The organism is Providencia sp. PROV076, assembly GCF_028483405.1.
Taxonomy (GTDB): Bacteria; Pseudomonadota; Gammaproteobacteria; order Enterobacterales; family Enterobacteriaceae; genus Providencia; species Providencia huaxiensis.
On record NZ_JAMPRR010000037.1, the window covers coordinates 1 to 14,885 of the forward strand.

The following is a 14,885-nucleotide window of genomic DNA, read 5'->3' on the forward strand; positions in this document are numbered from 1 at the left end:
AATGGGCGTTCGATTAGAGTTGTGACCTACACAAAGAATGCTGTCTCCGTAATCAACGGACGTCTTGGGGACAATAGCTTAGTCAGTGTATCTACCATCCATTCATTTTGTTGGGAGTTGATTAATGGGTTCAACGATGACATTCGCGAATCCCTAATAGCAGTAAAAGAAGCTCAACTCGCTAAAGAGACTGCAGAGGCACAAGCGAAACCTAAGGGTATTACTGCAGCAAAACAGCGTGACCTTGACGAAATCACGCATGAAATCGAGGTTCTTCGTACAACTGAAGTATTCAAATACCATCCTGATCGCAATACATATGGACCTGGTGCATTACCGCACAATTACGTACTCGATGCGACAGCTTGGTTGCTTCAAAATAAGCCAACACTCCAATCCATTCTCAAAGATCGACACCCAATCATACTTATTGATGAGTCGCAGGACACGATGAAAGGTGTACTGGACTCCTTGATGTTACTAGTCAAAAAGCCGGAGAGAGATTTGACTCTTGGTCTGCTGGGAGATCATCGACAACGAATTTATATGGATGGTCATGCCGATCTTCCAAGCATTGTTCCTGAAAATTGGGCAACGCCTGAGTTACAAATGAATCATCGTAGCCAACGACGTATTGTCACTCTGATCAATAAAATCTGGGAAACTGAACTGGAAGGGAGGACGCAACCAGCAAAGGGGTCAGCACAACATCCCCGAACAGAAAAGGCTGGTGGAACGGTTCGGCTCTTCTTGGGGGATACATTGCAAAGTCCAGACGATAAAGTGCTCAGCGAACGCTGGTGTGCTGAACAGATGTTCGAAGTTAGTGGTTCAGTAGCCTGGAATCAAGAGCAATATAAGCTGCTTGCGTTGGAGCATAAGCTCGTTGCCACTCGTGGTTCGTTTCTTGATGTGTATGAGGCAATGTTTCTGTTAGATCCCCACGCCGCAGCTCCATCTGGCAGTGGGGACAACAAGGGGCCTTCAACAGTACAAATTTTGCTTAATGAGCTTGCGCATTTAGAAGCCTGCGTCAGTAATGAAGGAATTGTGAATGAGTTCAAGGCAACCGAGGTTTTACGGCGTTATGGCGCTTTAGACAATATGCCTGAGGACTCAGAAGCAAGAGCTGAACGTACTGATGAAATGCTCGAGGCAATAGCTATATTTGCAATGGCTTGCGCCAACCCTGAGTCAACGGTCGCGGAAGTATTAGCACCAGTGTTAAGTGCAAAATTATTTGAAGTAGATCATCGCCTTCAGGAGGCTTATGCCGACAAGTCACCAGCCCCGCAAGTTCCTGGACGAGGTGAGGATGAGTCAAAGCAAACAAGAATGCGCCGTGGATGGTGCGCACTGTTTGCTGCTCCATGGAAACAGCTTAAGTGCTATCGAAATTACCTTGCTGGGATTTCAGAGCTCGCAACACATCAGGTAGTTAAAGGCTCTGAGTTCAAGCACGTCATGGTTGTAATGGATGATGCTCTTGCTGGTGGGACTCGCTTTAAGTACGACACGATTTTTGGTGGTACGGAGTTAAGTCCAAATGATAAAAAGAATGCAAAGGCTGGAAAGGAGACAACCATCGACCGGACTTTACGTTTGCTGTATGTGACTTGTAGCAGGGCGCAAGAATCGCTCGCTTTAGTACTTTGGTCGTCCGATCCAAGTGCAGCAATGGCTCGAATCGAGGAGAGCATGTGGTTTACTAAAGATGAAATACAGGTCATTCCATAGTGTCGCCTGAGGATAGATATGCCTACCTTATCTTAAGGATAATCCCATTGCCGAGTTAATGCCGAGTTCGCTGAAAATCAGAGCGTATCAGAATATAGACTCTCGAGGTGTTTTGAAATGATGTATCAGCCTGTCCCGCTTGTACGATATTTTTCTTTAGTACCGAAGTCAAAGGATGACTCAGATGAAAGCGAATTGCACTCGCTTTGGGGTACACAGAAACACACTGAGTGGCAAAGTCTTGAAGAAGAATATCGCTGCGTCATTTTGGCGGAAGCAGGAGCAGGAAAAACCTTCGAGATGGAATCTCGAGCAAAGCATATTCAGCAATCAGGTCGAGCAGCATTCTTCATCAGAATAGAAGATATAGAAGATGGTTTCGAAAATGCCTTTGAAGTTGGTTGCGCAGAATCCTTTGATAATTGGCTTAAATCTCACGAAAAAGCATGGTTTTTCCTTGACTCGGTCGATGAAGCTCGTCTTGAAAACCCTCGAGCTTTTGAGAAAGCAATTAGGCGTTTTTCATTGAAGATCAAATCAGCGCAACAGCGTGCGCACATTTACGTTTCTAGTCGCCCATATGCATGGCGTGCACGAACTGATCGGGAACTGTTAGAGCAATATTTGCCCTTCGAAAAGTTGTTGGCTGGTACTACTGTCACTGAAGAAAGTGATTCTAATGAAATCGATAGTGATCAGGTAGTTGAAGTAAGTAGCGCTCTGCAAGTATTCATACTCGAACAATTGGATGAGTGTGGCATTCGTATTTTTGCCGAGCATCGTGAAACACCACAAGTAGAAACGCTGATTATTGAACTTCATCGTGCAAATCTGACAACTATGGCTGCGCGGCCATTTGATCTTGAGAGTATTTTGGCTAAGTGGAAAACCGAACAAAAGCTTGATGGGCGGCTCGAGTTACTACAGCACAATATTGAGCTTCGTTTAAGCGAGATTGATCCAAGTCGTTCACAACGACAACCACTCAATCGAGAGAATGCATTATCAGGTGTACGTTTACTTGCAGCCGCGGTTATTATGACTGGTGAACCTGGAATTCGAATTCCAGATGCCACGAATCCAGATGAAGGCATTGATGCGGAACTTGTTTTAGGTGATTGGAACCCACCAGAGGTGAGAGCACTACTTGAACGTGGTATCTTCAATGATGTCATATATGGCATGGTACGATTTCGGCACCGAGAAGTGCGAGAGCTCCTCGCAGCAGAATGGTTTAGTCGTCAACTAAATGATGGTCATTCTCGTCGAGCAATAGAATCTCTATTTATTCGTGAACAATATGGACAATTAGTTATAACTCCTCGTTTGCGACCGATATTACCTTGGTTAATTTTGTTTGATAATGAATTACGTCAAAAAGTATTGAAAATATCACCTGAGATCGTTGTTGAGGGAGGAGATGCAGCTCGCTTACCTTTAACTGAACGGAAAATGATACTCACAGATGTTGTTAACCGTATTGCGGAAGGGAAGGATGACCATTCGGCACGTGATAATAATGCTATTGCCCGTATAGCCCAGCCGGATTTAATGAATGACACCCTCAATTTGATCGGGAAATATCGAAATAATGATGATGCAATCTTCTTCTTGGGAAGGTTAGTTTGGCAAGGTTGTATGACGGAGTGTGTGCCAGTTCTTTCAGACATTGCAATTGATCCAGGACGGGGTATTTATGCGCGGATCGCGGCTACACGTGCTGTAATGACATGTGGAAAGAAAACGCAAATAAACCATCTATTGAATGAGCTAATTCGTTTACCAGACATTATACCTCGAAAATTGCTGGCTGAAGTACTAGGGAATGCCAGCCCTGATACTACCTCAGCTAATTTCTTGTTGGCGTCGTTAGAAAAAGTTGAAGATTATAAACAGTATGAAACATCTGGACTAAAGCAAGCTTTGCATGTTTTCATTGATCGCTTCCCAAATGATGCAGCCGCGTTCAATCCCTTGAAAACAATAATTATTGGCTTGAACGGTTTTCTTGAACGAAAACCTTATATTGAGCGAGGGGAGTGCCATGTCTCTAAAGAGTTCGTATGGCTTTTAGGTCCGGCAACACATGCAGTTGAACGACTGGTTTCTATGCGCTCTGAAGCAGCACTTTCATTGGATGCGCTTGCGATTATGTTAAAAGTTCCGGCGGTGCGATTCTGGCGAAGTGAGAATTTCGATGAGTATAAAAATATACTTCACGAAATCGTTCCAGCTTGGAAGGAACTGAATGATGCCCTATTCTGGAAAAGTATCGACGAAGCACGTGGCAGAATTGAGACAAAGGAATCTGAACGGCTGATCGATGATTACTCTGTGCAGTGGCTCGGGCATTTTTGGAAATTCGGGCCAGACCGATTCGATGATGTGCTGAGTTTTATCACGATGCATGATTTTCTTGATGACAAACTTGTAGCGGTTTCTCTCGCCTTCAGGCTTTATAATTTGGCTGATAAACCTGAAGGCTTGTTACGTAAACTCAAATGCGTAACAGAAGATCGAGCCGAAGTTAAAGAGTACCTAGATACATTTTTAAATCCGCAGAGATCTCAAAAAACTATTGAAAGGGAAAAACAAGAAGCACAGCGCCGGGAAGAGCGGGCAAAAGAAAAAGAAGATCGCAATCGCAACCGGATAGCGTGGATTAATCGCTTAAGAGCTACACCGGATGTTATTAGAAATCCCCCTGGACTTAAATCAGGGGATTTCAGTAATGACCAGTATTGGTTATTATGTGAGATTGAAGGTAACGGTGATCGTTCTGATGGTTCAAATTGGAAACGGTTGATCCCTGAATTTGGTGAAGATGTCGCAAGAGCATATCGGGATGCTGCAACCTCACATTGGAGGAAGTACGTCCCTTCTATTAGATCCGAGGGTAGTGACACAACCACCGTTTCCTATCAATTATTATTTGCTATAGCTGGCTTGGAAATTGAAGCAAGTGAAAATGATGCTTTTCCTGCGTGTTTGACTGAGGCTGAAGTTCGCCATGTACTTCGGTATGCTATCTGGGAGTTGAATGGGCTACCAAAATGGCTGGAACAATTGCATCATGCTTTTCCTGAATTGGTATTGGAAGCAATCCTCACAGAATTGAACTGGGAATTTACGCATACTGCAGTCGACGAGTCTATGCATTATATTTTGTATAAAATTGCGACTTATGCACCATGGATGCATCCGTACTTGGCTCCAGCATTAATTGACTGGATAGAGCAAAACGAAATATATAACTCTGACCTGCTTCGTTACTGTATTTGTATTGTACTAAACGAATGTGTTGATTCTAACGTTATATTAAAACTAGTTAAATTAAAGGTTTCGCAAAGTGCTGTAAAAGAGCAGTTAGCAACTTGGTATGCAGTTTGGGTTGATCTTAATGCGGAAGAAGCGATTCTTGCCGTTGATAGTTGGTTGTCAGGCCTTCAGCCAGAAGAGGCTTCAAAAGAAGCACAGTTATTTATAACAAAGTTAATGGGGGCTCGTTTTTCTAGGAATACAGCGTATGGTAATGGTGATTCCTTTAGTGTCAAACAGCTTAAAGCGTTATATATTCTCATGCATCGGTATATCAGAGCAGAGGATGATATAGAACGGGCTGGTATGGGGGTGTATTCTCCGAGTCTGAGAGACGATGCGCAAGATGGTCGTAATGCTCTTTTTAACAGGTTGGCTGAAATTCCAGGTAAAGAGACCTATTTTGCCCTTATAGAACTATCAGGAGAACATCCAGTTATTGAATCTCGAGCTTGGATAAGTAAGTTAGCTTATAAACGAGCTGAAGAGGATGCAGATTTAGAACCATGGTCGGCACAGCAAATGCGAGAATTTGCTAGGAACCAAATGAGCACGCCAACAACACATCGACAGCTCTTTGATCTTACAGTCAACCGGCTGATTGATCTTAAATCATGGATCGAAGGCGGAAATGATAGCCCATACAGGATCTGGCAAAGAGTTGAAGGTGAAACCGAAATGCGGAACCTTGTGGCGGGTTGGTTGAATCACAATTCTTCAGGCCATTATAGTTGTGCTCAGGAAAACGAGCTTCCAAATAGACAAAGGCCAGATATTTGGACTCAAAATCCACTTATCTCCTCACCAGTGCCAATTGAACTGAAATTGCTTGATAACTGGTCCGGCCCAGAATTATGTGAACGGTTACGCAATCAACTTGCTGGTGATTATTTACGGGAAGAAACTTCTGGTTGCGGAATTATGCTTTTGGTTTGGCAGGGTCGATCTAGTCGAAGGCGTTGGCAAATTGAGGGGCACCGTGTAACTCTTCCTTGCTTAGTTAATACACTAAAGTCTTATTGGGACTCTGTTGCATATAATTTCACTGGAGTGGCAGCAATAGAAGTGATTTTAATTGACCTAACTGTTAGAGATACTAAATCTGATATTTGATTTATTACAAAATGAGCTCTATTAGTAGTATATTCTGGTTGCATTGATCTAAAAAACTGCGTTGATAAATAATTAATTTAAAATCCCCTCTAATTTAGAGGGGTAAGGTAGTAATGACAACTTAATAATTGAAAATATAGTCTTCATCACTGGATTCAATAGTGTTGGTTTTTATGGTGGATAAGTTTAAATAATCATTGTCATCATTCTCAATTGTTTCGGTAATCATTGTGCTTGGGTGTGTTTTAAACTCTTTAGACGTTGAGTGATAAAGTGTTATCCCTATTGAGTCTTCATCACTTGGTTCACTTACTTTAGTTATAGTTGTCCATCCGCTGAGATTTAGATAGTCTTCATCATTTGATTCAATCGAAAATGTTTTTCGGGTTGAATCAGTAATTGGATTATCTTTACAGCTTATATAAGCTGTTTCGCTATACTGCATTATATATGGTTTCATTAACCCTCCTCTGTCATGTGATTAATAAATGCAATACTTTGTAGAAAAACTGACGTGCCTTGCTGTGAGTTTTTAGTTTGCTCAGGAAATAATGTACTACTCGCTAAAACAATCATTCCTATAAAAATTATTCTCATTGATATAATTTCAGAGTTTTTTGCTAAGCCGGCGAAGTATTTTACGTCATCTGTACTAGCAGCCCAATCAAAATATAATGATTTAGCCAGCGAGTATTTCTCATTGCAAGAGCGTAGCTCCTTAAATGTTGAGCGAGTAAAGTCAGAAATAGAGACGATCCTTTTTAGTAGAAACATCAAGTCGAACATGTTTAAGAGGTTGGTTATAGCAAGGTAATATATAAGTATAGTTGTTGCTGTTATTGGTAATTCAATTAACTTGGTATATGTGTAAACTAAAACGGCAGCATAGGCTAATATTATTGTTGTATGATAGTTAACTTTGTTAAATATGCTGTTTAGAGAATCATTGTTTTCTGCAGTTCTTAATTTTAAGAATTCCTCTTGTTTGGTGCGTGTTTCATCATCTATGTTTTTTAAGGTGACGTTTTCATATTCAGTCATTTGTGCTTCAAGTATGCTTGGGCTCTTTCTTTTTTGCACCGTGTCGAAGCTAATTTGATAAGATAATGAAAGCCCTTTCCATTTAAATGGATTGGCGATAAACGTACAGGTGATTAAGTAAATTTTGATGGTTCCGAAACTTAATGCAAGCAAAGTTAGCCTGAACTCTTGACCTACTGAGAAATTATTTTTCTCAATAGTATCAAAGTTGTCATCCGCAGATATATGAAATAGCGGTGAAGAGTTCAATGTTTTCATTAGGAGGAATAGTAATTTATTTAACATTGCAAGTGCCTCAAGATCTTTGAACTAATATCCAATCCAAGTTCTATTTCAAGCCATACCCACTGGCCATTTGCGTTAACCTCTAAGAAATACCATTTATCTTGCATTACTATAAAATCAAAACAACCAAAGCTAATGTCCAGTTTTCTCATTAGGTTAAAGCACTGTTTTCTTATTTTGTTGGGTATGTCGATTAGCTCGTATTGAATTTTGTTATTGTTTTTTCTCCAGTCTATTTTATTTTCTGAAATAATCTTAACTGGATACACGTAGTTGTCTATGATTGTAATTCTAACTTCATATTCTTTATTTTGAAATTCTTGAAAGTAACAAGGTCCATACTTTAGGAGAGATGTGTCTTTGTTAAAATCTACTAAGTTTGTCTGTACGTATTCACGCTTACTATCATATTCTACAGTCCCTGAGGATAAGGGTTTAATGATGGGTTTGCTAAAATAACTCTTAATTATTTCTATGTTGTTTGTTATTAGTGGAGATGGAATATTGAAACCAACCTCATATGCTTCCCTTAACTGAAAAATTTTATTGTCAGCTTTTCTTAGTAATGATGGCTTCGTCAAGCATTTACCTCTAAATGCTTCAGAAATACCATCAGTCAAAGAGAATACTTCTCGATAGAGATGGTTGTGGTATATAGAGTCAAGTTTTTGTGGAAGAAGTTCTGGTGTGGGTTTCCTGTAATATATTGAGGAGCAATTTTTTTCTAAAAGGGTTCTACCTTCTAAATCAGTTATTGAAAAACCATTGTGATCATAAAAAACTGCGTAGCTCGAAAAGTTATCAGTGTTAAATCTGTAAAAATTATCAACATTATGTTTATGCTTTATATAATCTATGGTTTTATCAAAGCTTGAGCTTATAACTAAAATCATAACAATCCTTGCCTGATTTTTATCTGATCATATAAAAAAATTAACGAGTATGCAAAAAATATTTACGGTTTTGATATGGAACACTTAATATATCTCCTGCTATTGGCTCTGAAATTTTTGGAATGCTGTTCTATAAAATCTTTGGTACTTCCTTCCAATCAGAGCACAATACTGGTTGCAACATCATTTTTGGCTCGATCTTTTAGCCGGGTCTTCGATGGCTACGAGCGAAAAACAAACTTTATTATTGGCAAAAATGGTTATGTTATTTATTGCCATTTAGGTTTTAGTCTATACAAGTTACCCCACTAATCGCATTCCTTTTATCCCACCTTCAATCATGCTTCCACGATCCGCAGCCATCACAAAATCAGCCCACCATTGCATCATAGGTCGACGCTGTTCCAGGTAATCACTGCGGTTATAAGCGCGACGTACTTCATTTTTGTCCACATGAGCAAGTGCTGCTTCAATGACATCAGGAGGGAAACCTTGCTCATTAAGGGCCGTACTGGCAATAGATCGCAGACCGTGTGAAACAAGCACGCCACCAAAACCTGCGCGTTTCAGTGAAGCGTTTACGGTTTGGCTATTCATTGGCTGGGTCGGTTTGATACGGCTGGGGAAGATAAATTCTCGATTGCCACTTAACGGCTTCATCATCTCCAATATCGCAATTGTTTCATCTGACAATGGAACAGTATGGTCGCGGTTCATTTTCATGCGTGATGCAGGGATTTTCCATTCTCGTGCTTCCAGGTCTATCTCGTCCCAGCGGGCTTCAGCTGCTTCAGCAGGGCGTGTAATAGTAAGAAGCTGCCACATAAATAGGCACCGTGTTGGTAGGATAATATTGGCGGTACGCATTGTCTGCATGAGTTGCGGTAGCTGGTCTGGGCGGATACTTGGCATGTTTTTCTTCTGCGGCTTCTCAAATGCCTTGCCAATATTGACACTAGGAACAGCATCAATCAGCCCTGTGTTCTGGGCATAGATCATGACCTCATTAATGCGCTGGCACAGGCGACGGACGGTTTCCAGTGCTCCTCTGGCCTGAACTGGTTGGACGGCCTGAACCAGTGTATGAGCTTTAATATCGGTAACGCTAACGTCGCCAATCGCAGGAAAGATATCTCTTTCAAGAGAGCGCCAGATATCTTCCGCATAGTCCTCTGTCACACTGGCTTTCTTCACATTCCACCAACGTTCTGCCACGAGTTGGAAAGTATTGGTTTTGGCTTCCAGCGAACTGCGAAGTTGTTCTTGCTGATGTTCCTGGGGATCGATTTGTTTCGCGAGGAGAGAGCGAGCCTCTGCCCTGTAGTTTCTGGCATCGGCAAGGGTAACTGACGGGTAGGGGCCTATGCTCTTCTTCGCACGTTTCTTGGTGACAGGGCGAATGTAGCGAAACTGCCAGATTTTGCTGCCGCTGGATTTGATGAGTAGCTCAAGGCCATCACCATCATAGAGAACGTAGTCCGCTTCCTTGGGCTTAGCAGATTCAATTTCTTTAACGGATAGAGGTTTGGTTTGTCTTGCCATTGCCGGGTTTCCATAGTTTTAGGCACCTCAAAAACAATAAAGCTTTATGAGGTGCCTAACAAGGTGCCTAAAAGGTTCGGATTTAATTAGTTGGCATCAGACTTCGCGGGACAAAATGAGGGCACAAAAAAGCCCGCAGGGCTTGCACCGTGCGGGCTCTTAGGACTTCATCGGATGACTCTGGTAATCACCGATGGAGAATTTTGGTGGAGCTGGCGGGAGTTGAACCCGCATCTTGAATTACTTAACCTATTGTTATATAAATGGTAATTAGATAAATATTGCCCTGCGCATGATTTGCGGCTTAACCGTAGTCCTAGCAGTGGCTATTTAGTGTCTACTCTCTTTAAAATCGAAGTGTTGCCATCGTACTCTTTTAAGTATGCACCGTAATGCCTAAACAGCATTTCAGGGCCTTTATGTCCCATCTGTGAAGCCAGCCAAAATAGGTTAACACCGTTACTAATATGCTTAATCGCAAATGTGTGTCGGGTCTGGTATGGATTCCGATATCTAACACCTGCTTTTTGCAATGTTGGTACCCATGCCTTTTTTCGAATTGCATCTGCACCAGCCCATGCTTTATTTTTTTTTGGATCTTCGAAAATGGTTTCATTTTTTAAAAAAGTAAATGACTTTTGATTGTTAAGTGCAGTCATAGCATCTTCGTTTAATTCTACGATCCGCGTTCCTGCTTTTGTTTTTGTACCTTTAATGATTCCAACAACACTAGCTGCTTGTACGTGCGCAGTCCTGCCTATGAAATCAATATCGCCCCAGCTAAGCGCACATAATTCAGAACTACGTAGCCCGGTATTAATTGCAAACTGGAATAAATTTTTCCATTGGTCATACCTTACTGCACTATATATAGCAGCTACTTCCTCTGGCGTTAAAGGATCCACAATGTAGTCACTATCTGATGGACTACTTTTAGATTGATATCTTGATGCTGTTACCATATTTGCAGGATTGGATGTAATTAAACCATCGGTTACCGCTTCATCTAATGCACTACGTAAAAATGACAGCTGGTTTCTAATTGTCTTTAATGATGTTTTTTGTTTTTGGATCCATGTTTTTAATATGCCGGGCGTCAAATCAACTACTGATAAATCATGCAGAGTAGAGAGGGCGCTTTTACATTTTTTATATCCACCAATTGTAGAGGGGGATAAACCTCTTGTTTCGCAAATATCTAAATATTCGTCCAGATATTCATTTATATTTCTTCCTTTATGTTTATTTCCAAATATTTTTAATTTTGATGATTTAGGAAAATATTCAACATAAGAAAAAATACCTTTTTCAATTTTGTTATATATTTCGCCTAATAAACGTTCTGCATATTTTATGTTTTTAGGGTTAACTTCAAGATTAGATAGGGGCTCTCTACAGTGAACCCCTTTAAATGTAAATGAAATATTGATTGTTTCCCCTGATTTATGTTTTCGGATCATTACTCCGCGAGGGAGGATTTGTTTTGTCTGGCCCATTTATTGACTTCCTTTATATCAATCCAGCGTTCTTTTACGCCTTCAATTTTCAATACGTGAACTCCCTCATGCCAGACTAGCCTTTGTAACCGCTTATTGATTGCATCTGTTGTCTCGCCAAATAACTCGCAGTACTTTGAAATTGGCAAGCATTCAACCGAAAGGCTTGTATTCATAATTATCTCCACATCTGCCGCATACAGACTTAAAAATTAAATATCGTCGTTAACTGGTTTAATTAAATGCTGGTGGATAATAGACACATACTTAGCTTGATGAATTGCATCAGCTAATGCATTGTGTTGTTCTCCTTCAAATTCGAGTGTACGCTTAGGATCAATACCAGCATTACGGCCTAGCTCTACAATTGTTCTAACACAGCGATTGTTCCAATGTTTCCAGAACGGATCTAAACCGACAGCATCATATGCGTTACGCAAAATAACATTGTCAAAATCAACGCCATTACCCCACACCTGAACATCATCAGTTAGAACTCTCTCGGCAAAAAGATTTAGGTCGGCTAGTGATTCTTCTAACTCATAACTAACACCAACAATTTCCGATCTAGCTTCAGCGCTTTGCTTTATCCACCAAAGGACGGTATCAGCATCGATATGAAGACCCGCACGTTCGCAACTTCTTAAATCAACCACACTATAAAATGTAGGGCCAATCTCACCCGTTGTTGGTTCAAAAGTCACAGCACCAATGGACACAATAGCGGCATTGCCTTTATTGCTCATAGTTTCTAGATCTACCATTAAGTGTTTATATTTCATTGCTAGTCCTTATCTATGGGGTGTATATTAAATTTCAGTTATTTAATTTAGTAACTTGTGCCAAGGAGGCTAAAATGAGACGCAATAAAGAAAATACAACCTGGATTGATGTGGCATCTTGTCTATTTAGGGGTATTAGCTGTCTCATTGGCGCTTTGGCTATAATCATGCTTTCTGTTTTGGTGCTCTTAGCACTGTTTTACGGATTGAAGTAAAAAATCAGCCCGAACATATAAGGTGTCAGTTGGGAACTCCCTGCTCGAACTCCAAGTTACATCGCCGCTATATAAATTAACTGGATATACAGGTTTATTTATCTCCTCTGGTTCAGGGTCAACCTGTAGCCATATTAATTCTGGTGCGGTAGGGCAATTAATGCTTTCTGGTAAGCTATTAATTAAACTCTCTCGTGATGCTTGCCAACTAATCCACATTAAATCTACATATTGGTCAGCGTAATTTGATCCGTTATTTGCACGTTTAAGTTTTAATTCAAATTCTGACGGGTCGCTAAGTGACTTTATTTCCGCTTCAAATTGCTGTCTTGATTTATCCATCACCCCACCTTTATTCCTCTGGCTGAACCCATAAATCAACAACATCACCCGTATATTCAGCTATAATTTCTAGCCTTTCATCCTCAGATAATTTCGCCCATTCCGATTCTGTGTAACCAATGTCAGTGCTGCACGTTGAACCTTGGTTGTTCGTTCTTGCATATAACATCATTTGCTTACTCATATTCATTCCTCTTATTGCATCTATTTAATCGATATGATTAAAATAATTCATCATTGTTTTTAATTTATAACCTATAGTTAATTTGAACTTTCTAATTATTTTTGTAGTCCTCGCCGATGCTTCCTGTGTCGGCATTTTTTTATTCATTGCATCTATTTAATCGCTAGGATTAAAACGTTTCATGGCAAACACTTATTTACCTTCTACACTTAACCCCGAAAGAGTAGTAACAAGCTGTGCAATTTTCGCCGACCTCCCTGTGTCGGCATTTTTTTATCTAGCTTCCTTGCTAAATTCCATGCCTTAACTATGCTTAAATTGCTTACACAGAGAAACTATAAATATCCCTACACAATTTGCCGCCCAATCCGTGTCGGCAATTTTTTTATTACCAGGTCTGGTTTATTAAACATTCGATATTGATTTATGTTCATTAACTATGTTAAAAAGCTGATACCTATTATTACAATTAGATCACTCATCAAGATTCCCTTACCGCCTCCGTCATGGCGGTATTTTTTTAATTCATTTTGGCAAATAACCGATTGAATTGTAATTTACAGCGACGAATGCAGCGTCCATGTAGAGTTTTCATGGCAAGCCCCTTAATGATTTGTAAGTTAATTTCATTTCTTGATAAAGTTTTGTACCTTCACCAGCATCGTAAAGCTCTTTCCATTTAACCCAATTATCGATAACGGCAGACCACTGAGGCGAACATGCTTTCATTTCATGTAATTGGCTTGCTAGCTCTGGCACTGCTTCCAGTAATCGAATACAGCGACCTAAATCAGCACCATCCCAAGGGTAATGATGTGGAGCGCTAAATTGACCAGAAAGAACGGAAGCCATATATTTAGAACTCGCCCCCACATCATCACTAGCAAGCCATGCAGCAAGACCCATACCTTCAGAAGTTTTAACAAGTGGCTTTTTAAATTCCTCACAAACCAAATTTGCAGCCTTAATAATGGCATTCATATAACGAGGTTCAGCAGGTATGCCGGGTATTTGTTTTTCTATTTCAGTAGAAATAGCGGAAATTAAATTAATTTGGCTAAGTTGCATTATTAATACCCTCGTTATTAATAATCGTTGTTGTAATGAATCTCATCAGCGTCAGATTCATCTAAAACTAACAGGCTACCGCCGTAATAAAGCGCACCAACAAGGCGCTCAAACTCAGAACGGAACTGAACAACTTGCTTACCAAGCGTGTCATGGTATTCAAGCTCACCAGCGTATAGGCTGTAAACTGGATACCCATCATGCATAACTGCTACGTCTTCACGCATTTCTCTAGTGGTTTTTTGATGGAAGCTAAGGTAGGTCTCGCACTGGTGATATTTTTCTTTGCTTCTATGGCTGTATGGAGAGTCGCTAGCTGGTTCTTTCTCCAAGCCGATATGAAAAAATCCTTTTTCCCATGTATATTCTCCATCGGAAATAACCACTAGTGGTCTTCCCCAGCCCTCATGAGCCGCTTCTTCTTGATATTGATCTACGTATGCCTTCCAAAGGTCAGATGCTTTGATATATTTTGGAATTTCATGTGATTTGATAAATTTCAATACCAAATCTTTCATGCCGTTAACCATTTGCTCGCTGACACCATTCATTTCCCATTGGCTAGAAAGCTCTTTAGCCATTAATAGGTTATATTTAGGTAGGTCGACCACTTCACTAATATTTTCAGGAAGTGCTGATTCAAGGGCTTTTTTAACTCGGTCAGGAAAATTTCCCCAGCTAAAAGTATCTTTAATTGCTTTTTCATAAAGACTCTTAACATGAGTACGGATCATTTCTGCATACTCGGGGGATTTTTCAAACTCAGAACAATGTTTAGCGATATCATTTGCCAAGCTATCAGCAATAATATTTTTTCCTTTCGGCATAATTAATACTCCACGCAATATTTAGATAATAAGAGTCCGTCT

Annotated in this window: 13 protein-coding genes; 2 read left to right on the forward strand and 11 right to left on the reverse strand. The window is 40.4% G+C overall.

The genetic code is table 11. The features are described from left to right. Together PSF67_RS19595 and PSF67_RS19600 are read left to right on the forward strand one after the other, a co-directional pair. Positions 1-1,737: UvrD-helicase domain-containing protein (locus tag PSF67_RS19595; RefSeq protein WP_272677506.1), on the forward strand; the 1,737-nt coding region annotated here is incomplete at its 5' end. 117 nt (positions 1,738-1,854) lie between these two features. Then, positions 1,855-6,168, forward strand: coding sequence for a hypothetical protein (locus PSF67_RS19600; RefSeq protein ID WP_272677507.1), 4,314 nt, complete (start codon positions 1,855-1,857; stop codon positions 6,166-6,168). 121 nt (positions 6,169-6,289) lie between these two features. On the opposite strand, the gene PSF67_RS19605 is transcribed toward PSF67_RS19600, so the two are convergent. The 11 genes from PSF67_RS19605 to PSF67_RS19655 form a co-directional block, all read right to left on the reverse strand. Continuing rightward, entirely contained in the window at positions 6,290-6,628 is a 339-nt protein-coding gene (locus tag PSF67_RS19605; protein ID WP_181213151.1) for a hypothetical protein, read from the reverse strand. After that, positions 6,628-7,494, reverse strand: coding sequence for a hypothetical protein (locus tag PSF67_RS19610; RefSeq protein ID WP_181212977.1), 867 nt, complete (start codon positions 7,492-7,494; stop codon positions 6,628-6,630). The genes PSF67_RS19605 and PSF67_RS19610 overlap by 1 nt, the downstream gene beginning before the upstream one ends. Beyond that, the gene (locus PSF67_RS19615; RefSeq protein WP_272677508.1) at positions 7,488-8,387 is read right to left on the reverse strand and encodes a hypothetical protein; all 900 of its coding nucleotides are present in this window, start codon (positions 8,385-8,387) and stop codon (positions 7,488-7,490) included. The genes PSF67_RS19610 and PSF67_RS19615 overlap by 7 nt, the downstream gene beginning before the upstream one ends. A gap of 300 nt (positions 8,388-8,687) precedes the next feature. Continuing rightward, positions 8,688-9,929: an integrase gene (locus tag PSF67_RS19620; protein WP_114647235.1), complete on the reverse strand. Its 1,242-nt coding sequence runs from the start codon at positions 9,927-9,929 to the stop codon at positions 8,688-8,690. A 326-nt stretch (positions 9,930-10,255) separates the two neighbouring features. Next, a complete protein-coding gene (locus tag PSF67_RS19625) occupies positions 10,256-11,425 on the reverse strand; it encodes a site-specific integrase (protein WP_272677509.1) in 1,170 nt (389 codons plus the stop codon). Continuing rightward, positions 11,389-11,601: an excisionase gene (locus PSF67_RS19630; protein ID WP_125892353.1), complete on the reverse strand. Its 213-nt coding sequence runs from the start codon at positions 11,599-11,601 to the stop codon at positions 11,389-11,391. Before PSF67_RS19630 ends, PSF67_RS19625 begins: the two co-directional genes overlap by 37 nt. 36 nt (positions 11,602-11,637) lie before the next feature. Continuing rightward, positions 11,638-12,207, reverse strand: coding sequence for a 3'-5' exonuclease (locus tag PSF67_RS19635; RefSeq protein WP_227528803.1), 570 nt, complete (start codon positions 12,205-12,207; stop codon positions 11,638-11,640). A gap of 188 nt (positions 12,208-12,395) precedes the next feature. Next, positions 12,396-12,764: a hypothetical protein gene (locus tag PSF67_RS19640; protein WP_096864894.1), complete on the reverse strand. Its 369-nt coding sequence runs from the start codon at positions 12,762-12,764 to the stop codon at positions 12,396-12,398. A gap of 10 nt (positions 12,765-12,774) precedes the next feature. After that, complete coding sequence (locus PSF67_RS19645; protein WP_226693402.1) at positions 12,775-12,948, reverse strand: DUF7167 family protein; 174 nt, start codon at positions 12,946-12,948, stop codon at positions 12,775-12,777. A gap of 591 nt (positions 12,949-13,539) precedes the next feature. Next, positions 13,540-14,016 (reverse strand): hypothetical protein, encoded by a 477-nt coding sequence (locus PSF67_RS19650; RefSeq protein ID WP_180312599.1) that lies wholly within the window; start codon positions 14,014-14,016, stop codon positions 13,540-13,542. 17 nt (positions 14,017-14,033) lie between these two features. Beyond that, entirely contained in the window at positions 14,034-14,843 is an 810-nt protein-coding gene (locus tag PSF67_RS19655; RefSeq protein WP_094961258.1) for a hypothetical protein, read from the reverse strand. Positions 14,844-14,885 lie beyond the last annotated feature (42 nt).